Raw genomic sequence first — 26,752 nt, 5'->3', positions numbered from 1 at the left:
AAAATGTCAAAGTATCCTGAATTAATTGCCAACTTTTTAGATTTCGTCAAGGTTAACAGTCGCTCTGATCCAAATTCAACCACCATTCCATCATCTGATCGCGAAACGAAATTTTTGAATACCTTGAAAGAAATGCTCGAAAGAATGGGCTTAAGTAACGTTCACACCAATGACCAGAGTGCTTACGTTTTTGCGACATTACCTGCCAATACCGATAAACAAGTCCCGGCCGTTGGGTTTATTTCTCACATCGATACGGCGGACTTTAATTCTGAAAACATTAACCCACAAATTGTTGAAAACTATGATGGTAAATCTGTGATTCCGTTGGACAAGGCAGGCAAGTATACCTTGGATCCGAAAGTTTTCCCAAGCCTCAAAAAATACCAAGGGGATACATTGATTACGACGGATGGGTCAACCTTGTTGGGGGCTGATGATAAGGCCGGTGTTTCAGAAATTCTTGCAGCTCTCACTTACTTGATGGCCCATCCAGAAATCAAGCATGGCGACATCAAGATTGGCTTTGGCCCAGATGAAGAAATTGGAACTGGTGCCGATCATTTCGACGTGAAGGACTTTGGCGCTGACTTTGCTTACACAGTTGATGGTGGTCCATTAGGGGATTTGAATTATGAGACCTTTAACGCTGCCGATGCGAAGGTTGATATTCAAGGGACTGACGTTCATCCGGCTGAAGCAAAGGGCGTGATGGTCAATGCCATTCAATTGGGCGTTGACTTCCATCAAGCGTTACCTGAATTTGACCGCCCAGAACGGACCGAGGGCCGACAGGGATTCTTCCACATTTATGATTTTGAAGGAAGCGTTGACCATACCCAGTTAGCTTACATTATTCGTGATCATGACCGTGATCGATTTGAAGCTCGGAAACGGCTTTTCAAGGGAATTGCAGAGCGCATGAATGCTGAATTTGGCTCTGATCGAATCAAAGTAACGTTAAAAGATCAATATTACAATATGGGTGAAATCATTGAAAAGGATCCAACCGTCGTTGAGATTGCTGAACAAGCAATGAAGAACGTCGGCGTCAAACCTCACGTTTTCCCAGTTCGTGGGGGAACAGATGGCTCCAAGATTTCGTTCATGGGCTTGCCAACACCAAACTTATTTGCAGGTGGCGAAAACATGCATGGTCGCTTTGAATACGTTTCTGAGCAAACAATGGAAAAGGCCGTTGATGTGATCATCGAAATGGTTAAGCTGTACGCAGAAAAATAATTGGTCAAAAAAGGTCAAATAATTGTTTTTGTTTCCTAAAATTTGATAATATAACAACAGACGGTTTGAGATGAAAATGAATCATTTTTATTTCGAACCTTTTTGTTAGAGCTTAAAAAGCAAAATAAAAATCCAAATAGATAAGGTGATTATTTAATGAATCCTGATAATTTAACTGAAGCAGTCACTCAGGCCATTTCTCAGGCCCAACAAATCGCCACAACCCGGAAACAACAGAACATCACGGTTGCCCATTTGTTTAAATTCCTGGTTCAGCCGGGTGAGTTAGCGCGGGAAATATATTCGCAATTAGGTCTGAACTTAACTGATCTCAATACCGAGCTTGACAATGAGATTGATGCAATTGCCACGGTAGAGGGCAGCAATGTCAATTACGGTCAATCCCTATCCTCAAACCTCTATGAACTCTTGCAGGATGCAGAACAGATTAAGAATGAATTTGGGGACTCATTTATTGCCGTTGATACCTTGACAATTGCTGTCATGCAGCTGCACGGTGACAAGTTCTCCGATTATTTAGCCGCTCAGGGAATTACTGAGCAAAAAGTGCGGAATGTGGTTGAGAAAATCCGTGGTGGTCAGAAAGTGACGACTAAAAACCAGGAAGATAGTTATCAATCATTGGAAAAATACGGAACTGATCTAGTTCAAGCAGCCCGTGACAACAAATTAGGTCCCATCATCGGTCGAGACGAAGAGATTCTTGATGTCATTCGGATTCTATCCCGAAAAACTAAGAATAATCCAGTCTTGATTGGGGCACCTGGCGTCGGCAAAACGGCGGTTGTCGAAGGATTGGCTTTGCGAATCGCTTCTGGTGATGTCCCGGAGAATTTGAAGGATAAAACCATTTTCCAATTGGATATGGGTTCTTTGATTGCTGGTGCCAAGTATCGAGGTGAATTTGAGGAGCGCCTGCAAGCCGTTCTTAAAGAAGTGAAGAAGGCTGAGGGCCAGATTATCATGTTCATCGACGAAATTCATAATATTGTTGGTGCTGGCAAAGCGGAAGGCAGCATGGATGCCGGCAATATCTTGAAGCCCATGCTGGCTCGTGGCGAGCTTCACCTGATTGGGGCAACGACGATTGATGAGTATCGTAAATACATGGAAAAGGACAAGGCCCTTGAACGTCGTTTCCAACGGGTAATGGTTCACGAGCCTTCAGTTGAAGACACCATCACGATTTTGCGGGGGTTGTCTGAAGGGTTGGAAATTCATCACGGCGTCCGAATTCACGATAACGCCTTAGTAGCGGCCGCAAAGTTATCGGACCGCTACATTACTGATCGTAATTTGCCAGATAAAGCGATCGATTTGGTTGATGAAGCTTCAGCCGAAATTCGAGTAGAAATGAACTCCAGTCCGACCGAATTAGACCAGGCAAGGCGACAATTGATGCGTCAAGAAGTCGAAGAAGCCGCTTTAAAAGAAGAAACCGACGAGGCTTCCAAGAAACGCCTGCAAGAGCTCCAAGGTGAATTGGCAAATACCAAAGAAAAAGTCAATGCTTTAAACGCCCGCTGGAAGCAGGAAAAAGACGCAATTAAAAAGATTAGCGACAAGAAGAAGCAACTTGATCAAGCCAAAAACGATTTAAAACAAGCCGAAAATACTTATGATTTAAATAAAGCGGCTGTTTTACAACACGGAACGATTCCGCAATTGGAAACTGAACTGAAGCAGTTAGAACAGAATGACCAGCATGCGGATTGGCTGGTATCTGAATCAGTAACGGCTAATGAAATTGCCAGTGTGGTCAGTCGAGAAACTGGAATTCCAGTAACTAAACTCGTCGAGGGGGAACGCAAAAAGTTACTCCACTTGGCTGATAATCTCCATAAACGGGTGATTGGCCAGGATACGGCCGTTACGGCGGTCGCAGATGCCGTTATCCGCTCGCGTGCCGGCTTGCAGGATCCCAGCCGGCCATTGGGCTCATTCTTGTTCCTCGGGCCCACAGGGGTTGGTAAAACCGAATTAGCCAAGGCTCTGGCTGAAGACTTGTTCGATTCAGAAAATCACATGGTTCGAATTGACATGTCTGAATACATGGAGAAAGAGTCAGTTTCCAGGTTGGTTGGTGCCGCTCCCGGTTATGTTGGTTATGAAGAGGGCGGTCAATTGACTGAAGCCGTTCGCCGGAATCCTTACACAATTGTGTTATTTGATGAAATTGAAAAGGCTCATCCAGATGTTTTCAATATTTTGTTGCAGGTGTTGGATGATGGCCGCCTTACAGATAGCCAGGGTCGGACAATTGATTTTAAGAACACGATTTTAATTATGACTTCCAACTTAGGGTCAGATATTTTGTTGGATGGCACTGACGAAAATGGCGTCATCTCCGACCAAGCAAAGCAACGGGTTGATCAACTACTCAAGACGTCGTTCAAGCCTGAATTTTTGAATCGGATTGATGACGTGATCATGTTCAAGCCATTGTCACGGGATGACATTGAGAAGATTGTTCAGAAACTAATTGATCAATTATCACAGCGAACCAAAGCCCAAGACATCAAGCTGTCAATTTCGGCTGAAGCCAAGAGCTGGATTGCCGATAATGGCTACGAACCCCAATACGGTGCGCGACCACTACAACGTTATGTCACCAACGTGGTCGAAACACCCCTGGCTAAGATGATTGTCGCCGATGAAATTAAGCCGCACAGTATTGTGCATATTAATTTGGCTGACAATCAATTGACTTTTGTCCCGGAAAGAGTGCCGGAAACCCAAACAATCTAATCCTATAAGGAGGCGCTCAGGGTGCCGGAATTGGTCCAGTTAGCAACAAATAATCAAACAACCTTGTCTGTGGCATTGTTTACTGCCAACAGTCCGCGCGGGATCGTTCAAATTATTCACGGGGCATTGGAGCACAAAGAGCGGTACTATGATTTTGCAAATTACCTCTGTACTCACGGTTACCATGTCATCTTATCGGATAACCGCGGCCATGGGCAGTCAACATCCAGGGACGATCCCAGAGGTGTAATGGCGAACTTGTCCCAATTATTGACAGACCAGGTGAAAATCACCCATTATGCAAAGCAACGATGGCCTGGACTTCCAGTTGCCCTGTTTGGCCATTCGTTCGGGTCAATTTTAGCTCGGTTATATCTTCAGCGGCATGATCAGGAATTGACAGGGCTGGCGATGACCGGAACGGCTAATTATATTCCGATTGTTCCGGTTGGCTTGATGTTGGCCAAACTCTTTTTGAAATTTTATCCGGCTGATAAGCGTTGTCGGCTCCTCTCCAATATGTCGGGACTCAATCCAAAAAATCATCGTTGGTTGAGCTATAACCAGCAAAATATTCAAAGGGTGATTGATGATCCGAAAATGATTGCCGAATACCCGGTTAAAAGTCTCCAGACGTTATGGCGGGGCGATTATGAATTGAAACAGGTTGCTCATTTTAAGTGCCAATCACCACACTTGCCAATTCTGACGATTGTCGGTGATCATGATAAATTTAGTGGTGGTAAACGCGGCCTCAACGATACGATTGCAACTTTGCACCAAATTGGTTATCAGAATGTCACAAGCATCGTCATGCCACACATGAAGCATGAAGTGTTAAACGAAAGCTATCATCCGAAGGTTTATCGCTTAATTTTGAAATTTTTAAATCAACTTGGATAATAAAAAAGATTGAAACCAAAATCGTTTCAATCTTTTTTATGACTTCAATTATCTTAATAAGTTACGCATCTTTACTAATTAAGTAAATTCCGTTAACAGCAACGAATGCAACTATTGCAGCAGCAATTCCAACTTGCCACATATTATAAGGCATTACTTCAAGCTTAGAACCTATGTAACCGACAATTTCGCCGAAAATAAATGCCCAAAAAATTGCCACAAGGTTTGAACTAATCAGTTTCATGACAACAGCCACCTCTCTACATTAACAATCAAAAGTATTTTAGCACAATCCTTGGTAAAAATCACTAAGACTTTTCTGGAAGAATCACAACTTAACCGGTTAAGTTTGGTATAATTTCACATAGAAAGTGGGGTAATAAAGTGAGTTATGTGCCATTACAAGTCATCAGTTCATATAGTTTGCTTCAAAGTCCAATTCGAATTTCTGAACTGATTACCGAAGCCAAAGAACGCGGATATAAGGCCCTAGCTCTCACCGACATCAATGTGATGTACGGTTCGGTTGCTTTTTATGATGCCTGTTTGAAGGCAAATATCAAGCCAATTATCGGCCTGACACTACAACTTCCCGGCGTTATCCTGAACGAAAAAGATTATCCAATTGTTTTGATTGCAAAAGATCAGGTTGGGTATGCCAATCTCATGCAACTTTCAACACTAAGAAGGACCAATCCAGATTTAACCATGGCGGATTTATCAGCCAACCTAAGCCATTTGTTTATCATCTTGCCGCCGCTTGCTGAAGTCAACGATTTATTGCTTCAGGGGAGACAAGCGGAAATTTCGGCCTTGCTTCATTCAATCGGGCAACTGGGACTGGACGATCATTCGCTTAAAATTGGGATTGATTATCATGCTTCTGACAGCATGATTGATATGCTCAGTAAATTAGCTGCCGACAACCAAGTTGCTTTGATTGCCGACAGTCCGGTGGATTATATCAATGCGACCGATTATTTCCCAATGCAGGTCTTAAAGGCTATTGGAGCTGGGACTAAGATCAGTAACGTTGCTCAACTCAGCCAACAAGTCGGACCATATTGGTTACGGCCCGCTGAGCAAATGGACGCAGAATATCAGCAGATCCATTTGCAGGCGGCTGTCAAAGAAGCTGAAGCCCTCGTTGATAACTGTCAGGTTGAAATCAAAAAGCAACAACCAAAGTTGCCAGCGTTTGATACGCCAAATGGCATTGACTCTGGCCAATATTTACGGCAATTGTGCGAAAAAGGATTAAAATTTCGGCTGAAGCGCAATCAAATCACCGACAGCCAGCCATACATCGACCGCTTAAATCGCGAACTTGGCGTTATTCACTCAATGGGGTTTGACAATTATTTTCTGATTGTTTGGGATGTAATCAATTTTGCCCACAAAACTCATATTATTACTGGTCCCGGCCGAGGTTCTGCTGCGGGGTCATTAGTGGCCTACGTGTTGTTTATTACGGACGTTGACCCAATTAAGTACAATCTACTGTTTGAGCGTTTCTTAAATCCCGAGCGGGTGCAGATGCCCGATATCGATCTGGATATTCCCGACAACAAGCGTGATGAAGTTATTCAGTACGTTCACAGGCGTTACGGACATGAGCGGGTTGCCCAAATTATTACATTTGGAACGTTGGCCGCCAAGCAATCTATTCGGGATGTTGGTCGGGTGTTCGGGTTGAATACTACCCAGCAAGACCAATGGAGTAAAGCAATTCCAGCGGCTTTTCACGTGTCATTGAAGGACGCGCTGAATAACTCACAGAAACTAAAGAATCTGATCGCTGACAGCCCATTGAATCAAGCTTTGTTTGACACTGCCGCCTTACTGGAAGGCCTGCCACGGCATTATTCAACTCACGCAGCCGGTTTGGTGTTAAGTGATAATCCCTTGGTCAACTTGGTGCCGCTTCAAGATGGTAATGACGGCCTGTTGATGACCCAATATTCTAAAAACTATGTTGAATCGGTGGGGTTGTTGAAAATTGACTTTCTGGGATTGCGCAATTTATCAATTTTGGCTGACGCCCTTAACGAGGTCAAGCAGGTTACCGGAACGGATTTGGATATTTCAGCTATTCCACTTGATGATCCTAAAACGATCGATTTATTCGCTCGTGGTGACACGACCGGGATTTTTCAGTTTGAGTCGGCAGGTATTCGAAATGTGCTCCGACGCCTAAAGCCGGAATGCTTTGAAGATGTGGCGCTGGTCAATGCTTTATATCGACCGGGACCCATGCAAAACATTGATGAAGTGGTCAAACGTAAGAACGGGCATGAGGGACTGACCTATCCTGATGATTCGTTGATTGATATTTTAAAACCGACCTATGGCGTGATTGTTTATCAGGAACAGGTCATGTTAGTTGCCTCCAAATTAGCTGGATTTTCACTTGGGCAAGCTGACATTTTACGGCGGGCAATGAGCAAGAAAAAGCTGAACGTAATGGAACAAATGAAATCACTTTTCCTCTCTGGCGCCAAAAAGCGGGGGCATCCCGAAGCCGTTGCCAACAAAGTTTTTGATTACATTGAGAAGTTTGCCAATTATGGTTTTAACAAGTCACACGCCGTTGCCTACAGTAAAATGGCTTACGAACTAGCTTATCTAAAAGTTTATTATCCAGGGGAATTTCATGTTGCACTGCTCAATTCCGTTCAGGGGAACCCGGTTAAGATTAAGGAATATTTGCTCGATGCAAAAGCCATGAAGGTCGGCGTTAGCGCTCCTAATATTAATCAAAGTTTGGCAGCATTTTCTTTCCAAGCTGGTGAAATTGTTTTTGGCCTGGAATCCATTAAGGGGGTTCGCCATGACATGGTTCAGGATATGTTGAACGACCGTCAGCAAAATGGTGCCTTTAAAAATTTTCCGGATTTTTTAACTCGGCTGCCAGGCAAATATCGTAAGCCGGAATTAATTAATGCGCTCATCTATTCAGGCGCATTGGATACTTTTTCATTTAATCGGTCGGAACTGATTGCCGCGGCACCTGAATTTATTAGTTCGGTTGAGCTCAGCGGCAATTCCATGAGTCTTTTTAAGGCCCTTGAGCCAAAAATGCCAAAAAAGCCCGAACTGCCTTTGATGGAAAAATTGGCCAAGGAGAATCAATATTTGGGGGCCTATTTGTCGGGGCATCCGACCGAACGCTTTACTGAATTAGCGAATGAGTTGCAAGCTAAGGCGACTAATCAGCTGAGTGTTGGAATGAATAATATTTTCATAATCTTATACGTCACTAAGGTTAAGGTTATCCGAACAAAAACTGGCAAACAAATGGCATTCGTGGATGGTAATGACCAAGTCGGGGAGACTTCCGTGACGGTTTTTCCAAACATTTTCAGTCAGACTCAGTCTTGGCTTCACAAAGATATGGTGATTTTGGTCCAAGGAAAAGTCGAGAAAACAACTGATATTCAAATCGTGGCTAATCGCATTGAACCAGCTGACAATGCAATGCGTCGCCTGGGTCATTCCGCGACCCAACCTCAGTGGTACCTCAGAATTGACCAGGATCATGATAAAAATACAATTTTTCACAATTTGACCCAATTAGCAACCACTGCCCACGGATCAAATTCAGTGGTCGTTTACGAGGCTGAAACCAAACGGACTTGGAAACTTGACAATCAGTTTGATCTCCAATCGGGGGACCAAGTAAAAAATAAGTTAATCACAATCTTTGGTCAAAAGAATGTTGTATATAAGTAATTTTCAAAATAACGCATCAACTTGGTAAAGGCTTACATTTCCGTTATGCTAACTTTCCTGCTTGTAAAAGACTTTCAAAACAGGGTTAGAACGGCAAAATGTGGGCGACAACCCGGCTAAAAAGTGATAAAATACGAATGAAATCTAAAAGGATACCGATAGTTTGTTCGTAACGTTTTATTAACGTTGCGGTAAAGTGTTTGGTGCCCAAAAACCGAAGGAGAGATTTTACTTATGAAGAAAACTAAGATCGTAAGTACATTAGGACCAGCAAGTACTGATGTCGAAACCATTACCAAGCTTATTGAAGCTGGCGCTAATGTATTCCGATTTAACTTTTCACATGGTGACCACCCTGAACATCTTGATCGTATGAACAAGGTTCACGAAGCTGAAAAGAAGACTGGTAAAACTGTTGGAATTATGCTTGATACTAAAGGTGCTGAAATTCGGACCACTGTTCAAAAGGACGGTAAGATCGAATATCACACTGGCGATAAGTTCAGAATTTCAATGGATGACAGTCTTGAGGGGACAAAGGACAAGATCGCTGTTACTTACCCAGGACTTTTCGATGATGTTCATGTCGGCGGCCACGTTCTTTTTGATGATGGTTTGTTGGACACTGTAATTGACGAAAAAGATGACGCTAACAAAGAATTGCTTGTAACAGTTCAAAACGATAGCGTTCTTGGCTCACGTAAGGGTGTTAATGCACCTGGTGTTTCAATCAACTTGCCTGGTATCACTGAAAAAGATTCAGATGACATCCGCTTTGGTTTGGAACATGAAATTGACTTCATTTCTGCTTCATTTGTTCGTAAAGCCCAAGATGTCTTGGATATCCGTGCTTTACTCGAAGAAAAACACATGGAACACGTTCAAATCTTCCCAAAGATCGAATCACAAGAAGGTATCAACAACTTTGAAGATATCATCAAGGTATCTGATGGTTTGATGGTTGCCCGTGGTGATATGGGTGTTGAAATTCCAGCAGAAAATGTTCCGTTGGTACAAAAGACTTTGATCAAGCGTTGTAACCAATTAGGCAAGCCAGTTATTACGGCTACCCAAATGCTTGATTCAATGCAAGAAAATCCTCGTCCAACTCGTGCCGAAGCATCTGATGTTGCCAACGCTGTCTTTGACGGTACTGATGCAACTATGCTTTCAGGTGAAAGTGCAAACGGTGATTACCCTGTTCAATCAGTTCAAACAATGGCTCGGATCGACGTTAAGGCTGAAAATGCATTTAGCGAATTCGGTACCCCACGTCCTAAGTTTGACTCAAGTGATGTAACTGAATCAATTGGTGAATCAGTTGCTCGAGTTGCCAAAGAATTGGGTGTTCATACAATTGTTGCTGCTACCCGTTCAGGCTACACTGCTAAGATGATTTCCAAGTATCATCCAGATGCTGACATCCTTGCCATTACATTTGACGAACGAACTCGTCGTGGCTTGATGATCAACTGGGGTGTTCACCCAATCTTAGTTGATGAAGTTAAGAGCACTGATGAAATCTTTGAATTAGCTTCAAAGAAAGCTCTTGAAACTGGTTTGGCCAAGGAAGGCGACTTGATCATCGTCACTGCCGGAGTTCCAGTTGGTGAAAGTGGAACGACTAACTTGATGAGAGTTCAATTGATCGGCTCAAAGCTGGTTCAAGGCCAAGGTGTTGGTGACAAGACCGTTATTGGTAAGGCTGTGATCGCAAAGAACGCAGCAGACGCTAAGAGCAAAGTTACTGAAGGTAGCATTTTAGTTACGAAGTCAACTGACAAAGAATACTTACCAGCTATCGAAAAGGCAAGCGCCGTTGTTGTTGAAAACGGTGGTTTGACTTCACACGCAGCTGTTGTCGGTATTTCAATGGGAATTCCAGTTGTCGTTGGTGCCCAAAATGCAACCACTAAGATCTCTGATGGTGAATTAATTACTGTTGATTCACATCGTGGGGTTATCTACCATGGCGCATCAAGCTCAATCTAATGAGGTTCCAGATTAACTCAATTAGTTATTTAAATGAATAAAAATGGAGGATGGAACAAAACAAATTGTTTTGCTGCCATCCTCTTTTGACTTTATGAATCAGTTCGATATTTACCGTTAAAACGTGTAAAATAAGATCATGAAGTTTTAGATCGGAGATAACCATGAATAATATAATTGCGCAAGTTGTGACCGGTAAAGTCATTGATGAAAATGAGAAAGACTACTATGTTCAAATTGAAGGGGAAACCTTTCTCTTGGACAAGACGGAAGTTAACAAGCCCTTAAAAATCGGGGCCAGCTTTACCGGCTTCACCTACGAAAATGAACAACATAAGATGCAAATCACGCGGAACATCCCCAAGATTCGACGAGATCACTATGGCTTTGCAACTGTGGTTAAGGAGAAATTCGGGCTTGGTGTTTTTGTTGATATTGGTCTGCCTAACAAGGATGTTGTTGTGTCAATTGATGAATTGCCAACCATTCGGTCACTTTGGCCACAATCCGGTGATCAGTTGTTGATATGTCTGACCGTTGACAACAAGAATCGGATCTGGGGCCACTTAGCCGACGAAGAAATTTTTGCAGCGATTTCTCGCCCAGTTACTGGCGACATCAAGAATAAGAATTTGAAAGCGCGTGTTTACCGGCTAAAAATGTCTGGCACCCGCTTATTGACTGAAGATTATCACCTGGCATTTTTGCATCCTGATGAACGGCAAATCGAGCCTCGTCTCGGCGAAGAAGTGAGTGGTCGGGTAATCGGGACCTTGCGGGATGGTTCAATTAATATTTCGACCAAGCCAAGGGCGTACCAAGAAATTGGTGAAGATGCCCAGATGATTTTGGCAGCTATTAACCATACTGATGATAAACAATTGCCTTTCAGCGATAAAAGTACCCCAGATTCAATTAAAGATTATTTCGGAATCAGCAAGGGGGCATTTAAACGGGCCTTGGGTCACTTATTAAAAGGACAGTTAATCGAACAAGAGGATGGCTATATCAAGTTAAAGAAGTAGGGATAACATGATTGACCAAGTCGAGGACTATTTGCATTATTTGCGGGTTGAGCGTGGTTTGTCTGAAAATACACTAACCAGCTACCGTCAAGATCTATTGGAAGCTGTTCATTACTTTAAAAAAACTGTTTCAAAGTTCAGCGAAGTTGATCAATTTTTGATTTTGGATTATTTACAAACCCTCCAAAACGACAATAAAGCTCGCAATACTGTCATTCGAACAGTTTCCAGCTTGAGACGCTTTTTTCAGTATCTGGTTCAATTTGGGATTGTCAAAGAGGATCCGATGCTCAAAGTTGATTCTCCTAAAAAAGCCCAGGGTTTACCGGATGTCCTGACAGAGCAGCAGGTAGATCTTCTGTTGGCCACTCCTGATACCGGCAAGAAGCTGGGAGTGCGCGACCGAGCAATCCTAGAGACGCTTTATGCGACCGGGTTACGGGTCAGTGAATTAATTAACCTTAAATTGGTTGATTTGCACCTCTCGATGAATTTGTTACAAACGATTGGTAAGGGCGACCGCGAACGGATTATTCCCATTAGTGATGTTGCTTTAGATTGGCTAAACCGTTATTTGAAAACGACCCGACTTGCATTATTGAAGAACCGGACCAATACCGACTATGTTTTTTTGAATGCTCATGGTCGGCAATTGACCCGCCAAGCAATTTGGCAAATGATCAAGAAGTATGTGGCCCAAGCTGGGATTAAAACACACGTCACGCCGCACACCCTCCGGCACTCTTTTGCGACCCATCTACTTGAAAATGGTGCCGATCTGAGAATTGTTCAAGAATTATTGGGCCACTCGGATATTTCAACTACCCAAATTTATACGCATATTTCTCACAGACATTTGAAAGAAGTGTACGATAAATTTCATCCCAGAGCTTAATTGAACGAGGTAATAGCATGTTATATCAATATCGTAAAGATTACGAAAAAATCACAATGGGTCTTTTTTCCCTCGTATCCGAACTTCAGAATATGGATCTCGTCACTCAAGAAATGAATTGGTACGCTGGCAGTGATAATCGCATGATTTACCTCTGGCGGGATCAAAACAATAATTGGTCAGGACTGGTTGGCATTGAATTGCGAGGCAAACAATTATTAATTCATCGATTGGTTTTAACGCCTCAAAGTGTTGATCAGCAAAACTACAATCAACTTTTAGACGAACTGCAAGCCCTCTATCCTGACGACACGATTATTAGTGGATTTGATAACCGAGAGATCTGCGCTAAATGGGAGAAGTCAAAGCCTCATGCTTGAAACCACACAACCCCAATTACATTTAAATGATTTTGATGGGCCATTAGAAGTCCTGTTGCACTTGATTCAGCAATCAAAGATGGATATTTATGATATCCAGATTTCCAAAATCACCGAGCAATACATGGATTACATCTATGATGCTCAAAAGTTGAACTTGGAAATTATTGGTGAGTATTTTGTGATGGCCGCCAAATTAATGGTGATTAAATCAAAAATGCTGCTGCCAACCGAAAATGTGGCTGATCCCGACCAGGAGACTGACGATCCGCGAGCTGAGTTGGTTGCTCAGCTATTGAATTACAAACGCTATAAGGCGGTTTCTTCCAAATTAAAGCAGCTTGAAGCCAAGCGCCGTTGCAGTTTTACGCGATCAGAAATGGTGGCTGCTCCATCGAAAGAAGAGTTGATGGTTCCGTCACCTTTTAATTCATTAGATTTGATGGCGAGTTACGTTGATGCTTTGAAGAATTTTCATTATAATCAGCCAATGTCCACGGTGATTCATGAGTGGGAATTTACAATTGAAAGTCAAACAAAGTTGGTTCGGAAGTTATTGAGGCGATCAACTTCCCATATTTCGTTCGATAAGCTGGTCAGTCACACCCATAAAACTGAAGAAGTGGTCACTGACTTCTTGGCAATCCTGGAAATGGCCAAGTACAACGAAGTGATTTTAAGGCAGGATAGTCCTGACAAGTCAATCCAAATTAGAAGGGGACCCGCATATGACAGTGAGTAATTTAGCAAAAGTCGAAGCACTGCTGTACGCTTCTGGTGATCAGGGAATCACGTTGCGGCAGATGTCACAGCGAACGGCCCTGACCGTCGCTGCTTGTCGCCAACTGGTCGAACGGATCGCTGAACAATTTATAAATGATGGTGATTGTGGCTTGAAAGTATTTATCAGCAATGACGTCTACCGTCTGGGCACTAAGGAAGCGCTGGCAAGCCTGGTTGAGGATTACGTTAATGATGCCAAGCCGCGAGTCCTTTCCCAGGCTGCATTAGAAACGGTTGCGATTATCATGTATAATCAACCAGTTACCAGAATTGAAATTGATCAGATTCGGGGAGTTAATAGTTCGGCAATTATTCATCGATTGTTGAACCAAGATCTGATTGAAGTCACAGGCGTCAAACAAGAAGTCGGCAATCCTAAACAGTATGGGGTCACTAATTTTGGCTTGGATTATTTTGGCCTCAAATCATTGGATGACCTGCCAGAATTACCTAAGGATGAAAGCTTGGATGAAAATACCAGTGACGCGCTACTAACACGATTTAATAAGGAAATTGATCATCATGATCAGGATGATCAGGAGGTGAACAAATGAGTGAACGATTACAAAAAGTGATTGCCCATGCGGGAATTGCTTCAAGACGAAAAGCGGAGACGCTGATTACATCAGGACATGTCAAGGTTAACGGGGAAGTTGTGACCGAACTTGGGACTAAAGTGACCTCAGCTGATGAAGTTAAAGTTGATGAAGTTCCGATTTCAAAAGAAACGCTTGTCTATTATTTGCTGTATAAACCACGTGGTGTGATTACCGCGGTAACCGATGATAAGCATCGAAAAACAGTTGTGGATATCCTCAAGGAAGTCCCAGAGCGGATTTATCCTGTCGGCCGTTTGGATTACGACACATCTGGATTGTTACTCTTAACAAATGATGGTGATCTTGACAATAAGCTTACGCATCCCAAGTATGAAGTTGAGAAGACTTACGTTGCCAAGGTTAAGGGAATTGTAACCAATGATGATTTGAAGCAATTGAGAACCGGTGTCGTAATCGATCATCGAAAGACTGCCAAGGCTAAGACCAAGTTAATTCGAACGAACAAAGAATCATCAATTGTATCATTAACGATTCATGAAGGTCGCAACCACCAAGTTAAGAACATGTTCGAAAAGATTGGCCATCCAGTTGAAAAGCTTAGTCGAGAAACATATGGCTTCTTAGATTTGCATGGGCTCCAAGCCGGTGAATACCGGCGGCTCAAGCCCCATGAAGTTGAAGAACTAAAAGAGTTGTCTGACAACACAAAGCGTTGACAAATTGTAAGTTTCTGATATATTTGTAGTTGAAATTAAATAATTTGGTTTATCTTCAGGGCAGGGTGCAATTCCCGACCGGCGGTATAGTCCGCGACCGTGATTTATCACGTTGAACTGGTGTGATCCCAGTACCGACAGTAAAGTCTGGTATGCAGAAGATTAATTCTATGCTATTAATAATACCCTGACATATTCTATGTTGGGGTATTATTTTTGAAGATTGACCATTGGGAAGAGGTTTTTTCAATGGAAAATAGTGGCAACAATCGTCAGGTACTGACGACCCGTTTGGTTGAGATGTCAGTGTTAGCTGGCTGCTCATATGTACTAATGTTTATTTCGTTTCCAATCATTCCGATTGTGCCGTACATGAAGATTGATTTTAGCGACATGCCGATCTTGATTGGGACGGTTTTATTTGGGCCCGTTGGCGGCATGACCATCGCCGGATTGAAATCAATTCTGTATTGGGTGACCACTGGTGCATCGGTACCAGGATTGATTGGTGTGGGTTCCTCATTTATCTCATCGCTGGTCTTGATTTGGGCATTTTACCTGGCTAATCGGGTGCTTTCCGGAATGAAAGGTTTCAAAAAAGCACTGTTGGTCATTATCACAATGGCAGTCAGTTTGGCAATTATCATGTCTGCGCTTAATTGGAGTGCTGTGATTCCACTGTATATGAGCGTGATTGGGCTAAAACTCAGTTTACCGTTAACCACAATCATTATGGCTGGGGTCGTACCGTTTAACTTGATCAAAGGAGTTGTCGTTGGTGGTTTGTTCTATGCGATTAAAGATAAATTCCTGCCAAGGTTAAAGATTAAATAATTTTCTCGACGAACATCGTATATAATAGATATAAGATTAATAATGAGCTGTTTCAAAACGATTCGTTTTGGTTCGGCTTATTTTTTAGGAGAAAATATGGATCTTTCAACACTGTATTTAATCTTTGGCGATGCCAATCAAGATCGCAGAGCTAAAGCAATCAAGAACATTCTAGATGGTAGGCGAACGGTTTCCAATCTTTATTGGGGGTTGGAATATGGGCTCTTACCTTATTTTGGGGCCCTTCATGATTTCGATTTAGGTGATGAACAGGCAGCCGTTGATACCTTGAACAAAGCCGGCTTGGCCACAGTGAGTGATGGATTACTGTATCGGCTGAGCAGTCGAGGGGTTGATCAGCAAAAGAAACTTCAGGCGTCAATAACGCCCTTGAATGAGCTGGCGACGGTTGCTCAATATGACATTGTACGGTTTTCGCGCCGGTTTATCTTTGCTGTTCAGGTAGTTTCGGAGTATAGTTATTCGAACAATCGGTACTATCCACAAACAATTGGTTTCTTTGACGATCAATTAATTAAACGCTGGTTTATTCAAAATAAGCAGCGAAATTTGTCTGGTTATTTTCACCAACTGCTTCAGCAATTTTTGAGTGGTTTGGAAAACGATCAACTTGCAGACATCTTTGCGGCCAGTTTGACAGGTCACGGCTTTTCTGGGCTAACGGAAGATCAGCTGGCAGTTCAAACGGATTTAGAACCGACGATTATTCAGCTGAATTGGTTAAAATTATATTCTCGATTATTTTTACGGTTAAAAAAAGATCCGGAAACGCCTTTGCAATTACTATTGACAGGTCTCATCAAACCTCTGATGTCAGGGAGTGCCAAGCAAACCTTTGATTTATTCGTTTCTGCCCGACAACCGGATCCAGCCACAATTGCCCAGCTGCGTAAAATTAAGTTGACAACTGTTTATGAGCATCTGATTGAAGCGGCGATTGAGCTGCCGCTCGACCAATTTCCGTATCAACGATTGCTCCACGAACCGACCCTTACTAACTTACGGCAAGCTGCCCCGGTAAATGTTGGTGAGTGGCAATTTAAAGCTGCTAAGGCTCAGATAACTGATTTACAATTTTTTGAATTTCGACTTTTTCAAATTTCTGAACGAAAGAAGGGTGACAATGATTGACTTAACCGCTGAATTGCATCGTTATTCGGGCTTTGACTCCTTTCGGCCTGGGCAAAGAGAAGTGTTGGAAAATCTGTTTGCCGGTCGAGACACCTTGGCCATTTTACCAACTGGTGGCGGTAAAACTCTGTTATATCAATTATATGGGGCCATTACCCATCAGCGGGTTATCATTGTTTCTCCCTTAATTTCCCTCATGCAAGATCAGGTCAGCAGATTGCAGTATTTAGGGTCAAAACGCGTGGTTGCCATTACTTCGGCTATGGATTTTCAGGAGCGGGCAGCAATTTTACGCAATCTCAATCATTATCAGTACATTTACGTGTCGCCTGAAATGCTAAGTAATCGCAATATTTTTGAAATGATTGCGAGACAGTCTATTGGCTTGTTTGTCATTGATGAAGCACATTGTATTTCTGAATGGGGCCCTGACTTTCGGCCTGATTATCTGCGGCTTGGCAAAATCCGACATCAGCTTGAAAATCCACTCACGTTGATGATGACCGCAACGGCCACTCAACGAACCAGGGATGATATTTTAAACCGGATGGGCTTTACGGCCACAGACGTCAAGCAATTGGTATTGCCGACCAACCGTTCAAACATTTTCTTGAGCGCTAAAATTTGTGCAAATCAACCAGAGAAAAATGAACAGTTGGAAACACTTGTCAAAGAGTTAAATGGCGCCGGCATTATTTATTTTTCCAGTAAAAAGCAGACTGAGCAGATTGCCGCGATGTTAAGCCAAAAGACCGATAAACGGGTGATGGCCTATCATGGGGGGATGGACAATCAGCGTCGCTTTTTGATTCAGCAGCAATTTATGAATGGCGATATTGATATCGTTTGTGCGACCAGTGCCTTTGGAATGGGAATTGACAAAGAAAATGTCCGTTACGTGATTCATTACCACCTTCCGGATAATATTCAGAGTTATGTTCAAGAAATTGGTCGTTGTGGACGAGATCAGCAGCCCAGCCTCGCAATTTTGCTTTACGAGCCCAACGATCAATATCTCCAACAGAACCTGATTGCTAACACGATTCCTGAAGAACAGCTTCTTCGATACTTTTACCAGCATCCTGACCAGCTCCAGAACAATGATGCTTTTCGAGTGATTAAGTATTATTACGATATTGGCAAAACCGTGGATCAAACGTTGGCTATTTTTGATCAGGCTAAATCTCGGCGGATCGGCGAGTTGAATGCGTTAATTCAGTATATTTATACGACGGGCTGTCGTCGGAAGCTACTGCTTCAACATTTCGATGAAACGGCTGAGCATGTCGATCCAGAATTTTGCTGTGATTTTCATACCGATTTTTGGGGAAATTGGCGGCAGTTCAATCAGCAATATTTGAAACCTTCAGAAACTGATCAAGGCGTTCAATCGACGGATTGGCGCCAAATCATTGATAAATTGTTTTTATTAAAAAATTAAGAAAACTTTACCGAAAATAATGATAAAATGAAAATGTCTATATCCATATGAGGGAGGGGTTAATATGAATACGAATGACCCACAAAAAAAATCGGCGGATGACCAACCGTGGAATCAAACATTTTCTGAGGATCGTGATGAAAACGGCAATTTATCTCGAGTGAAACTACGAAAAGAAAGCCAGAATCATCATTTGATTACGATCATCCTTGCGGCGTTAATTATTATTGTTGCGCTGGTCGCCTTAGCTTATGGATTGATTCGCCAAAGTGCAATGGGACAGGCTGATTCCAGTAAGTCTGCTTCGTCAGTTAGAGTTGTCAGACAAGATAATGCAAAAAAAAAATCATCTTCAGCTCACTCTGATGTGAAAAAAGAGAACGCAAAGCAGTCTTCAGTTAATAAGGCCAAAACTGCCGAGCGCTCAAAACGCGAACAGAGACGAGCGAGTGCTGCCGAATCGTCTCCAACAACTAAAGCCAAGGCATCCACTAGTTCAAGTATCACAGCAGCCTCTAGCGAATCAACTGCTCAAAAGCCTGCGGGCACTTCAGCTGCTAAGAGGACAACAGCGACACAGAAATCGGTCTCAGGAAGTCGGTATGCGACTGTTGAGCCAGGCCAAGGCCTTTATCGGGTGGCCGTTAACCACGGCATCAGTTTAGCAGAACTGATGCGGTTAAATGGATTGAGCACAACGTCATCAATTCATCCCGGTCAGCAGTTACGAGTTCGATAAAGTTTACTAAAATATTGTCAGGTAAGGAATGTTAAAATGCATAAAAATGGATTACAAGTTGCGATTGATGGTCCCGCGTCCGCGGGTAAAAGCACGGTTGCCAAATTAGTTGCCAAACAATTTGGCTATATCTACTGTGATACTGGTGCAATGTATCGGGCAATCACCCTGAAAGCAATTCGAGCAGGAATTTCCTTGGATAATGATTCTGAAATTTCTAAAATTGCCAAGACAACTTCAATTACTTTTGCTCCCGATCAAGGCGGGCAAAAGGTTTTTATTGATGGTCAAGAAATCACTGAAGCCATCCGCCAAGAGGATGTGACCAATTCGGTTTCAGCAGTTGCTGCAATTGGTGAAGTTCGACAAGAACTAAGTGCTCAGCAGCAGTCAATTGCCAAAGACGGTGGGATTGTCATGGATGGCCGCGATATTGGAACCGCTGTTTTACCCAAGGCTGAGGTCAAAATCTTCTTGATTGCAAGTGTTGCAGAACGGGCCCAACGGCGATACAAAGAAAATATTCAAAAAGGCATTAATACGCCACTTGATGAATTACAGCTGGAAATTGAAGCCAGGGACTATAAAGATTCTCATCGAAAGATCTCTCCGCTTACTAAGGCTAAGGATGCGGTCGAAATTGACACCACTTCACTTTCTATTCAACAGGTGGTTTCTGAGATCGCAAAAGTGATCAACCAAAAATTGAATGCGAACTAATTGTTCAATTAACTGGTAATCTTAGTGAATTTAAGATAAAATTATGAATAGAGTTGTTTCAAGGAGGAATTGTTTGATGAGTGAAAATGCAAATAACGATAAAAATGATTTATTAAACGCTTTAAATAGCGTTAATGAAGTAAAAGTGGGCGATGTTGTCACTGGTGAAGTTTTAGCCACTGATGATAATCGTCAATTAATTGTTGGTATTGAAGGTTCCGGTGTTGAAGGCGTTGTTCCTGAACGTGAATTAGGTGCCAACCAAAAGTTTGAGGATATCAAACAGGGTGACAAGTTAAAGTTAATTGTTACTTCTAGAATTGGTAGTGACAAAGAGGGCGGTAGTTTTGTCCTTTCATCACGTCAGATTGAAACTCGTAAAGTTTGGGATGAATTGGCTGAAAAGTCAAAGAATGATGAAACAATCACTGCGAAAGTTTCCCAAGCTGTTAAGGGCGGCTTAGTTGTTGATGCTGGTGTTCGTGGCTTTATTCCAGCTTCAATGATTTCAGATCATTTTGTTGATAACTTGAATCAATTCAAGGGTCAAGAACTTGAATTGAAGATTATTGAAATTGATCCAGTTGAAAACCGTTTGATTCTTTCACATAAGGCAATTGTTCAAACAGAAAAGGCCCAAGAACGTGAAAAATTAATGGAAACTCTTCATGAAGGTGACATTGTTGAAGGAACGGTTGCTCGTTTGACAAGTTTTGGTGCCTTTGTGGATCTTGGTGGCATGGACGGATTGGTTCATGTTTCTCAAATCGCTTACGAACGGGTTGAAAAGCCATCAGATGTTCTTAAAGTTGGCCAAAAGGTTAAAGTTAAGGTATTGTCAGTTGACTTTGACCGTAATCGAATTTCACTTTCAATTAAACAAACTCTTCCAGAACCTTGGGACGGAATCGAAGAAAAAGCACCGGTTGGCAGTGTCCTTGAAGGAACTGTTAAGCGTTTAGTTGATTTTGGTGCCTTTGTGGAAGTATTCCCTGGCGTTGAAGGCTTGGTTCATATTTCACAAATTTCTCATGAACATATTGCCACTCCTGGTGATGTCTTAAAAGTTGGTGAAACAATTCAAGTTAAAGTCTTGGATGTCGATCCAGAAAGAAAACGTTTAGCTCTTTCAATCAAGGCTTTGACTGATGCTCCTGAAGAAGACAAGCCAAAGAAAGAATCAGCACCTAAGCGTTCATCACATAAGCCTCGTCAAAGTTCTAACAACAATAATGCCCCTGAAGAAGAAACTGGATTTACTCTGGGTGATATTATTGGTGATGAACTTAAGAAGCATGAAGATAAGTAATCATGTATCAATTAACCCAAGTTAGATAAACGGGAACAACAAAGTGGATGGTGACAAAACCAAGTTTTGTCTCAGCCACTTTTCTTATGAATGAGTGAAAAGAAGGAGGTTATTTTATGGCAATGCCAACAGTCGCATTTATCGGTCGTCCAAACGTTGGGAAATCAACAATTTTTAACCGAATCGCGGGAGATCGAATTTCAATTGTTGAAGATACCCCTGGGGTTACTCGTGACAGAATCTATTCACATGGAGAATGGTTAACAACCAAGTTTGCGATGATTGATACTGGTGGTATTGAAATCAGTGACGCTCCTTTCAGTACCCAGATTAAGAATCAAGCTGAAATTGCAATTGATGAAGCCGACGTAATCGTTTTTATCGTCAGTGGTAAAGAAGGGTTGACTGCTGATGATGAGCAAGTCGCCAAGATTCTTTATCGAAGTGATAAACCAGTTGTGTTAGCTGTTAACAAAGTCGATAATCCGGAAGGTCGAGAAGATATTTATGACTTCTATTCTCTTGGATTTGGCGACCCAATGCCAATTTCTGGGGTTCATGGATTAGGTCTTGGCGATCTGCTTGATAAAGTTGTTGAGAAGTTCCCTAAAACCGATGAGACGGCTCCCAATGATGATATTCGTTTCAGTATCATTGGTCGGCCTAATGTGGGCAAGTCATCGCTGGTCAACGCGATTCTTGGTGAAGATCGGGTCATTGTTTCAGATATTGCCGGAACGACCCGGGATGCAATTGACACCCGGTTTGAAGCTGATGGGATTAAGTTCACAATGGTGGACACAGCTGGAATTCGAAAGCGTGGAAAGGTCTATGAAAACACTGAACGTTACAGTGTGATGCGGGCTATGAAAGCAATCGACCAAAGTGATGTGATCTTATTTGTGATGAATGCTGAGGAAGGGATTCGCGAACAGGATAAGAAGGTTGCGGGTTATGCTCATGAGGCGGGTAAAGCGATTATCACCGTTGTAAACAAGTGGGATACGCTGAAAAAGACTAATCATACCCAGCAAGATTTTGAAACCCTGATTCGAAACGAGTTCCAGTATATGGCCTACTCTCCAATTATTTTTGTTTCGGCGGTGACTAAGCAGCGAATTGAAAAGCTGCCACTGCTGATCAAACGCGTTTACGATAACCATGAAAAGCGGGTTCAATCATCTGCACTGAATGACGTGATCATGGATGCTATTGCCGTTCATCCCACCCCAACGGTCAATGGTAAACGTTTGCGGATTTATTACGCCACTCAAGTCAAAGCAGGACCACCAACTTTTGTCGTATTTGTGAATAATCCGGATCTGATGCATTTTTCATATGTCAGATTTTTAGAGAACCAAATTAGAGAAAATTTTGACTTTAGTGGAACACCGATCAAAATCATCACCAGAAGCCGAAAGTAGTGCATTTTGCCCCAATTATTACAATATTGTCTTAATTAGGCGGATTTGGGCACTAAATTCGAATAAAACATTGCAATGACGGCGTTCTTATGCTATCTTGGAACAAGAAATGATACGAAAAGTATTGTTTTAGCAATTCTGGATTCCAACGAATCAAGTTTGTGATGTTTTACATACCTATCTTCGAGGGAGGTGAATACACTCATGGCAAATAAAGCAGAATTAGTAAGCAATGTTGCATCAGCAACTGGTTTAACTAAAAAAGATGCTACAGCAGCTGTGGATGCCGTATTTGATTCAATCCAAAGCAGTTTAGCAAAAGGCGACAAGGTTCAATTGATCGGCTTCGGTAACTTCGAAGTACGTCAACGTGCCGCTCGTAAGGGTCGTAACCCACAAACAGGTCAAGAAATTCAAATTCCTGCAAGCAAGGTACCAGCTTTCAAACCTGGTAAGGCGCTCAAGGATGCTGTTAAATAGTATTCATCTGTTAAGCCAGAACGGCATATGTCGGGCTGGCTTTTTTGATACCTATGGAGGACTGACATGACTTATTCACAAACCGCCCTTGACCAACTTGAAAGTGGTCAATTAGATGATTTCAAAAAATCATTTCAATTAGCATTGGCTAACGATTCAGACGACATGCTTTATTCACTTGCCGAGGAATTGTATTCGTTGGGATTTTCAGATGATTCAACTACTATTTATGAAAAGTTACTCAAAAAATTTCCAGATGACGATAATTTAAAAATTAATTTGGCGGAATTGGCAATTGATAAAGACGATGATGACAAGGCGTTGAATTATTTGTCCCATGTATCACCAAAATCACCCGAATATGTACGCTCATTGATGGTCTCCGCCGATCTCTACCAAACCCAGGGTATGTTTGAGATCAGTGAGCAAAAGCTCTTAGAAGCCCAAAAATTAGCTCCTGACGAGCCGGTCATTCAATTTGCGTTAGCTGAATTTTACTTTACAACCCGCAACTACCGGAAAGCGATTAATTTGTATCTGACGCTCATCAAATCAGGAACGCTTGAAATGTCGGCCGTTGATTTGGTTGAGCGCTTGGGAGTATCTTATGCTGAAATTGGCAAGTTTGAGCAGGCCGTCGGTTATTTGGAACAAATTAAGCCCGTCAAAATGAGCAGTGATGTTAAATTTGAATTAGCATTTACTTACTTTAATTTAAAAGATTACACCAAAGCAATTAAAGCATTTGAAGATCTTCGTGACTCCGACCCCCAATACAGCTCCTTATATCCATATCTAGCTGATTCATTTGTTAACCTGAAGCGAGTGGATGAAGCCTTGACGGCGATTCAGGAAGGAATTGCGATTGATCAGTACAACGAAAAGATCTGGCAGAAGGCTGGCCAAATTGCCACAATGGCTAACGAGGATGATCTCGCATTAAAATACTTGCTAAAAGGTCGAGAAATCGCCCCTGACGATATGGAAATCCTGACATTAGTATCCGACTGGTATATTTCCCATGAGCGTTACAGCGATAATCTGAAGCTTTTAGAGCCAGTCGTCGAAGATCACGTTTTTGATGCCCATTTAGCCTATAATTTGGCGCAATCTTATCAAAATGCAGGTAAAACGAAGTTGGCTGCCAATAATTATGAGATTGCTGCCCATGAATTGAGTGACAACCCAAGTTTCTTGAAACATGCGGCTTTGTTCTATCGAGAAGCAGCTGATGTTGAGAAAGAAAAGCAATATCTGAAGAAGTATCTTGAATTGGTGCCGGATGATTTGGAGATGGCGTCGATGTATGACGAAGATAGTGATTTATAACTAAAAGCATCCCCACAGAGACTGATTGAGTTTCTGGGAGGATGCTTTTTGAGTTGGACGAGACTGAACTGGTCGGAAATGTACTCACATTACAGTATTTTGAACTTCTTTGGCCGCTTATACGTAAATCCTTCACCAATGGCCTCGTTGACATTTAAAATTGAAATAAACGCTTCTTTATCGATGGATTCCACAAGTTGTTTTAGACTATGCAGCTCACTCGGGGATACCACGCAGTAGATGATTTGCTTTGGATGATGCGAATAGCCGCCCTCTGCATTTAAAAAGGTGACGCCACGGCTCAGTTCGCTCTGGATGGCCGTCGAAATGGCGTTTGATTCATTACTGATGATGAGAATTCCGCGGGCGGTGTAAGCACCCTGTTGGGTAAAGTTGACGATGACCGAAAAGATCCAGACGTAAATTAAAGTGTAGGCCATTTGGCGGACGTCCAAATAAATCAATGATGACAAGAGAACGATAACATCAATTGTTAATAGGGTTTGCCCCATTTGAATTCCTTTGAAACGTTCAAAGAGGCGAGCAACAATATCGACACCGCCAGTCGTGCCACCAAATCGATAAACAATTCCACAACCAAAACCGCCGAATAGGCCGGCACCGATCGCTGACAGCAATAAGTCGTGATCAATATTAATCACGAGGGGCACTCGTTGCCAGATCCACAGGAACACAGCTAACACAATTGTGCCATACAATGTGTAAAACATGTCTTTTTTGCCAAGGAAACGATAGCCAATCATAAAAAGGGGGATGTTGACCAGAATGGTTGAATACGCTGGATCAATATGGAAAAGGGCTCTCAAAATCAATGTAATACCAGTTACCCCGCCGTCAGCAAGGTGATTATAAATGTTAAAGAAAACAATTCCAAACGAATAAATTGCAGTTCCAAGTGCGATTACGACCAAATCAATCAACGAAATATTTAAATGAGTTTGTTTTTGTGCCATCGTTTTACCTCCCAGAAATAGTCACCGACTAATCATAGCAAGTTTCGTTGCCAAATGGCAATCTTTGCGACATTCTTTTTTATTCTGGCCCTAATTCTGTTAAAATTGTTGGAGGAGTAAAAAGAAATTGGATGGCGATTAGCGTGAAAATGGATAAAATTCCAACTGAATTTCAAGAGGCATTACCAATCCTAAGAAAGATTGAAGCCGCAGGTTATGAGGCTTATTTTGTTGGTGGTTCTGTTAGAGATACACTCTTGCATCGACCAATTCATGATGTCGATATTGCCACTAGTGCTTATCCCAGCGAGGTTAAGAGCTTATTCAAGCGAACAGTTGATACTGGAATTGAACACGGAACGGTGATGATTCTTGATCACGGAAACGGCTACGAAGTGACGACTTTTCGGACTGAATCGGGCTATCAAGATTATCGTCGACCGGATGAAGTGAACTTCGTGAGGTCGCTAAAAGAAGACCTTAAACGCCGAGATTTTACAATCAATGCGCTTGCGATGAGTGAGAGCGGACAGATCACTGATTTATTCGGTGGCTTGGCTGATATGGACGCTAAAATTATCCGCGCGGTGGGTGATCCCAACGAGCGCTTTAATGAGGATGCCTTGAGGATGATGCGAGCGATCCGATTTGCCAGCCAGCTAGACTTTAAAATCGAAGCAAAAACCCTCGCCGGCATCAAATGTCATAGTCAGTTACTGGCAAAAATTGCGGTGGAGCGAACCCATTCCGAGTTTGTCAAAATGATGATGGGGGTGGATGCCCAAAATGGCTTGAACTTGGCTATTGAGACAAACCTTTACAAATATATGCCCGAATTAGGCAACTGGCTGGCTCAATTACAAACGATCGTTAACAGCCATTTTCGACTGACTAATGAGCCTCAGGTTTGGTCATTACTCGCCTTTTATTTCAACTTCTCAGCCGAAGCGATCCGCACATTTTTGAAAAAGTGGAAGACTGCCAATAAAGTGATCAATGATGTTATACTAACGACTGAATTACTTTTTAGAATGAGTTCGAATGAACTGTCCAACTGGGATTTATACCGAGCTGGCAGGGAAAATGTTGAAAACGCTGTGACTATTTTGAATGCCATTTCGACCAGTGATTTCTCCGGGTATGTGGCTGATTATGACCACTTACCAATCACGGACAAAAAACAGCTTAAAATTACCGGCGGCCAACTCATTAAGGATGGGATTTTACAACCCAGCCCACAATTAGGTGAAACGTTAAGTTATTTAGAAAAAGCTGTGGTTGACGCTAAGGTGGCCAACACCCAACCAGCGCTCATCAGTGCGACAAAAAGTTTTATAAACGAGGATGATTAAT

23 protein-coding genes and 1 riboswitch are annotated in these 26,752 nt (G+C 42.4%); of the genes, 21 read left to right on the top strand and 2 right to left on the bottom strand.

The genetic code is table 11. From position 1 onward, the window contains the following. The first annotated feature begins 3 nt into the window (after window positions 1-3). The 3 genes from pepT to FD12_RS09270 all read left to right on the top strand — a co-directional run bounded on the left by pepT (window position 4) and on the right by FD12_RS09270 (window position 4,914). Entirely contained in the window at window positions 4-1,242 is a 1,239-nt protein-coding gene (gene pepT, locus FD12_RS09280) for a peptidase T (protein WP_056982808.1), read from the top strand. 156 nt (window positions 1,243-1,398) lie between these two features. After that, window positions 1,399-4,011 carry an ATP-dependent chaperone ClpB gene (gene clpB / locus FD12_RS09275; RefSeq protein ID WP_056982806.1) on the top strand — a complete coding sequence of 871 codons (2,613 nt, stop codon included), beginning with the start codon at window positions 1,399-1,401 and terminating at the stop codon, window positions 4,009-4,011. A gap of 21 nt (window positions 4,012-4,032) precedes the next feature. Then, on the top strand, window positions 4,033-4,914 hold the full coding sequence (locus tag FD12_RS09270; RefSeq protein ID WP_056982805.1) for an alpha/beta fold hydrolase: 882 nt from the start codon (window positions 4,033-4,035) through the stop codon (window positions 4,912-4,914). A 61-nt stretch (window positions 4,915-4,975) separates the two neighbouring features. Here the strand turns inward: FD12_RS09270 and FD12_RS09265 are convergent, their stop codons facing one another. Then, a complete protein-coding gene (locus tag FD12_RS09265) occupies window positions 4,976-5,158 on the bottom strand; it encodes a DUF2929 family protein (protein ID WP_056982803.1) in 183 nt (60 codons plus the stop codon). Between the two features lie 140 nt (window positions 5,159-5,298). Here FD12_RS09265 and dnaE point away from each other — a divergent pair, with 140 nt between their 5' ends. From dnaE to FD12_RS09180, 17 genes are all read left to right on the top strand, one after another. Beyond that, a complete protein-coding gene (gene dnaE, locus FD12_RS09260; protein WP_056982801.1) occupies window positions 5,299-8,646 on the top strand; it encodes a DNA polymerase III subunit alpha in 3,348 nt (1,115 codons plus the stop codon). A gap of 234 nt (window positions 8,647-8,880) precedes the next feature. Further along, window positions 8,881-10,638, top strand: coding sequence for a pyruvate kinase (gene pyk, locus FD12_RS09255; RefSeq protein ID WP_054746615.1), 1,758 nt, complete (start codon window positions 8,881-8,883; stop codon window positions 10,636-10,638). Window positions 10,639-10,802: 164 nt separating this feature from the next. After that, on the top strand, window positions 10,803-11,663 hold the full coding sequence (locus FD12_RS09250) for a CvfB family protein (RefSeq protein ID WP_056982799.1): 861 nt from the start codon (window positions 10,803-10,805) through the stop codon (window positions 11,661-11,663). Window positions 11,664-11,670: 7 nt separating this feature from the next. Then, window positions 11,671-12,558 (top strand): site-specific tyrosine recombinase XerD, encoded by an 888-nt coding sequence (gene xerD, locus FD12_RS09245; RefSeq protein WP_056982797.1) that lies wholly within the window; start codon window positions 11,671-11,673, stop codon window positions 12,556-12,558. Window positions 12,559-12,575: 17 nt separating this feature from the next. Then, on the top strand, window positions 12,576-12,938 hold the full coding sequence (locus FD12_RS09240) for a hypothetical protein (protein ID WP_056982795.1): 363 nt from the start codon (window positions 12,576-12,578) through the stop codon (window positions 12,936-12,938). Continuing rightward, a complete protein-coding gene (locus FD12_RS09235; protein WP_056982793.1) occupies window positions 12,931-13,680 on the top strand; it encodes a segregation and condensation protein A in 750 nt (249 codons plus the stop codon). The genes FD12_RS09240 and FD12_RS09235 overlap by 8 nt, the downstream gene beginning before the upstream one ends. After that, window positions 13,667-14,275: an SMC-Scp complex subunit ScpB gene (gene scpB, locus FD12_RS09230; protein ID WP_054746616.1), complete on the top strand. Its 609-nt coding sequence runs from the start codon at window positions 13,667-13,669 to the stop codon at window positions 14,273-14,275. Before FD12_RS09235 ends, scpB begins: the two co-directional genes overlap by 14 nt. Further along, a complete protein-coding gene (locus tag FD12_RS09225; protein ID WP_056982790.1) occupies window positions 14,272-14,997 on the top strand; it encodes a pseudouridine synthase in 726 nt (241 codons plus the stop codon). The genes scpB and FD12_RS09225 overlap by 4 nt, the downstream gene beginning before the upstream one ends. A gap of 47 nt (window positions 14,998-15,044) precedes the next feature. After that, window positions 15,045-15,164: riboswitch (FMN riboswitch) on the top strand. Window positions 15,165-15,246: 82 nt separating this feature from the next. Beyond that, window positions 15,247-15,831 carry an ECF transporter S component gene (locus FD12_RS09220; RefSeq protein ID WP_056982788.1) on the top strand — a complete coding sequence of 195 codons (585 nt, stop codon included), beginning with the start codon at window positions 15,247-15,249 and terminating at the stop codon, window positions 15,829-15,831. Between the two features lie 96 nt (window positions 15,832-15,927). Beyond that, window positions 15,928-16,983, top strand: a complete 1,056-nt coding sequence (locus tag FD12_RS09215; RefSeq protein ID WP_056982786.1) for a helix-turn-helix domain-containing protein — start codon at window positions 15,928-15,930, stop codon at window positions 16,981-16,983. Further along, complete coding sequence (locus FD12_RS09210; protein ID WP_056982784.1) at window positions 16,976-18,424, top strand: RecQ family ATP-dependent DNA helicase; 1,449 nt, start codon at window positions 16,976-16,978, stop codon at window positions 18,422-18,424. The genes FD12_RS09215 and FD12_RS09210 overlap by 8 nt, the downstream gene beginning before the upstream one ends. A 64-nt stretch (window positions 18,425-18,488) precedes the next feature. Continuing rightward, complete coding sequence (locus tag FD12_RS09205; RefSeq protein WP_056982782.1) at window positions 18,489-19,163, top strand: LysM peptidoglycan-binding domain-containing protein; 675 nt, start codon at window positions 18,489-18,491, stop codon at window positions 19,161-19,163. Between the two features lie 36 nt (window positions 19,164-19,199). Further along, on the top strand, window positions 19,200-19,883 hold the full coding sequence (cmk, locus tag FD12_RS09200) for a (d)CMP kinase (RefSeq protein ID WP_054746618.1): 684 nt from the start codon (window positions 19,200-19,202) through the stop codon (window positions 19,881-19,883). A gap of 76 nt (window positions 19,884-19,959) precedes the next feature. Then, window positions 19,960-21,192 (top strand): 30S ribosomal protein S1, encoded by a 1,233-nt coding sequence (gene rpsA / locus FD12_RS09195; protein WP_054746619.1) that lies wholly within the window; start codon window positions 19,960-19,962, stop codon window positions 21,190-21,192. Window positions 21,193-21,308: 116 nt separating this feature from the next. After that, window positions 21,309-22,616 carry a ribosome biogenesis GTPase Der gene (gene der, locus FD12_RS09190; RefSeq protein WP_054746620.1) on the top strand — a complete coding sequence of 436 codons (1,308 nt, stop codon included), beginning with the start codon at window positions 21,309-21,311 and terminating at the stop codon, window positions 22,614-22,616. A 204-nt stretch (window positions 22,617-22,820) separates the two neighbouring features. Beyond that, the gene (locus FD12_RS09185; protein ID WP_054746621.1) at window positions 22,821-23,096 is read left to right on the top strand and encodes an HU family DNA-binding protein; all 276 of its coding nucleotides are present in this window, start codon (window positions 22,821-22,823) and stop codon (window positions 23,094-23,096) included. A gap of 66 nt (window positions 23,097-23,162) precedes the next feature. Further along, on the top strand, window positions 23,163-24,425 hold the full coding sequence (locus tag FD12_RS09180; protein ID WP_056982779.1) for a tetratricopeptide repeat protein: 1,263 nt from the start codon (window positions 23,163-23,165) through the stop codon (window positions 24,423-24,425). An 89-nt stretch (window positions 24,426-24,514) separates the two neighbouring features. Here FD12_RS09180 and FD12_RS09175 read toward each other — a convergent pair whose 3' ends face one another. Further along, window positions 24,515-25,399: a YitT family protein gene (locus tag FD12_RS09175; protein ID WP_056982778.1), complete on the bottom strand. Its 885-nt coding sequence runs from the start codon at window positions 25,397-25,399 to the stop codon at window positions 24,515-24,517. Between the two features lie 149 nt (window positions 25,400-25,548). On the opposite strand from FD12_RS09175, the gene FD12_RS09170 reads away from it, so the two are divergent. After that, a complete protein-coding gene (locus tag FD12_RS09170) occupies window positions 25,549-26,751 on the top strand; it encodes a CCA tRNA nucleotidyltransferase (RefSeq protein WP_371862790.1) in 1,203 nt (400 codons plus the stop codon). Window position 26,752: the final 1 nt, after the last annotated feature.

It is taken from the genome of Lentilactobacillus rapi DSM 19907 = JCM 15042 (assembly GCF_001436255.1).
Lineage (GTDB): Bacteria > Bacillota > Bacilli > Lactobacillales > Lactobacillaceae > Lentilactobacillus > Lentilactobacillus rapi.
This window is presented reverse-complemented; position numbering and strand designations above follow the sequence as displayed.

Bases quoted from the DNA above. Each gene is read 5' to 3' on its own strand.
- xerD (WP_056982797.1), top strand. From the start codon at position 11,671: ATGATTGACCAAGTCGAGGACTATTTGCATTATTTGCGGGTTGAGCGT.
- FD12_RS09235 (WP_056982793.1), top strand. From the start codon at position 12,931: ATGCTTGAAACCACACAACCCCAATTACATTTAAATGATTTTGATGGG.
- FD12_RS09220 (WP_056982788.1), top strand. From the start codon at position 15,247: ATGGAAAATAGTGGCAACAATCGTCAGGTACTGACGACCCGTTTGGTT.
- FD12_RS09225 (WP_056982790.1), top strand. From the start codon at position 14,272: ATGAGTGAACGATTACAAAAAGTGATTGCCCATGCGGGAATTGCTTCA.
- FD12_RS09175 (WP_056982778.1), bottom strand. From the start codon at position 25,399: ATGGCACAAAAACAAACTCATTTAAATATTTCGTTGATTGATTTGGTC.
- der (WP_054746620.1), top strand. From the start codon at position 21,309: ATGGCAATGCCAACAGTCGCATTTATCGGTCGTCCAAACGTTGGGAAA.
- FD12_RS09240 (WP_056982795.1), top strand. From the start codon at position 12,576: ATGTTATATCAATATCGTAAAGATTACGAAAAAATCACAATGGGTCTT.
- FD12_RS09205 (WP_056982782.1), top strand. From the start codon at position 18,489: ATGAATACGAATGACCCACAAAAAAAATCGGCGGATGACCAACCGTGG.
- FD12_RS09170 (WP_371862790.1), top strand. From the start codon at position 25,549: ATGGATAAAATTCCAACTGAATTTCAAGAGGCATTACCAATCCTAAGA.
- scpB (WP_054746616.1), top strand. From the start codon at position 13,667: ATGACAGTGAGTAATTTAGCAAAAGTCGAAGCACTGCTGTACGCTTCT.
- FD12_RS09210 (WP_056982784.1), top strand. From the start codon at position 16,976: ATGATTGACTTAACCGCTGAATTGCATCGTTATTCGGGCTTTGACTCC.
- FD12_RS09250 (WP_056982799.1), top strand. From the start codon at position 10,803: ATGAATAATATAATTGCGCAAGTTGTGACCGGTAAAGTCATTGATGAA.
- FD12_RS09185 (WP_054746621.1), top strand. From the start codon at position 22,821: ATGGCAAATAAAGCAGAATTAGTAAGCAATGTTGCATCAGCAACTGGT.
- pyk (WP_054746615.1), top strand. From the start codon at position 8,881: ATGAAGAAAACTAAGATCGTAAGTACATTAGGACCAGCAAGTACTGAT.
- pepT (WP_056982808.1), top strand. From the start codon at position 4: ATGTCAAAGTATCCTGAATTAATTGCCAACTTTTTAGATTTCGTCAAG.
- rpsA (WP_054746619.1), top strand. From the start codon at position 19,960: ATGAGTGAAAATGCAAATAACGATAAAAATGATTTATTAAACGCTTTA.
- cmk (WP_054746618.1), top strand. From the start codon at position 19,200: ATGCATAAAAATGGATTACAAGTTGCGATTGATGGTCCCGCGTCCGCG.
- clpB (WP_056982806.1), top strand. From the start codon at position 1,399: ATGAATCCTGATAATTTAACTGAAGCAGTCACTCAGGCCATTTCTCAG.
- FD12_RS09215 (WP_056982786.1), top strand. From the start codon at position 15,928: ATGGATCTTTCAACACTGTATTTAATCTTTGGCGATGCCAATCAAGAT.
- FD12_RS09265 (WP_056982803.1), bottom strand. From the start codon at position 5,158: ATGAAACTGATTAGTTCAAACCTTGTGGCAATTTTTTGGGCATTTATT.
- FD12_RS09180 (WP_056982779.1), top strand. From the start codon at position 23,163: ATGACTTATTCACAAACCGCCCTTGACCAACTTGAAAGTGGTCAATTA.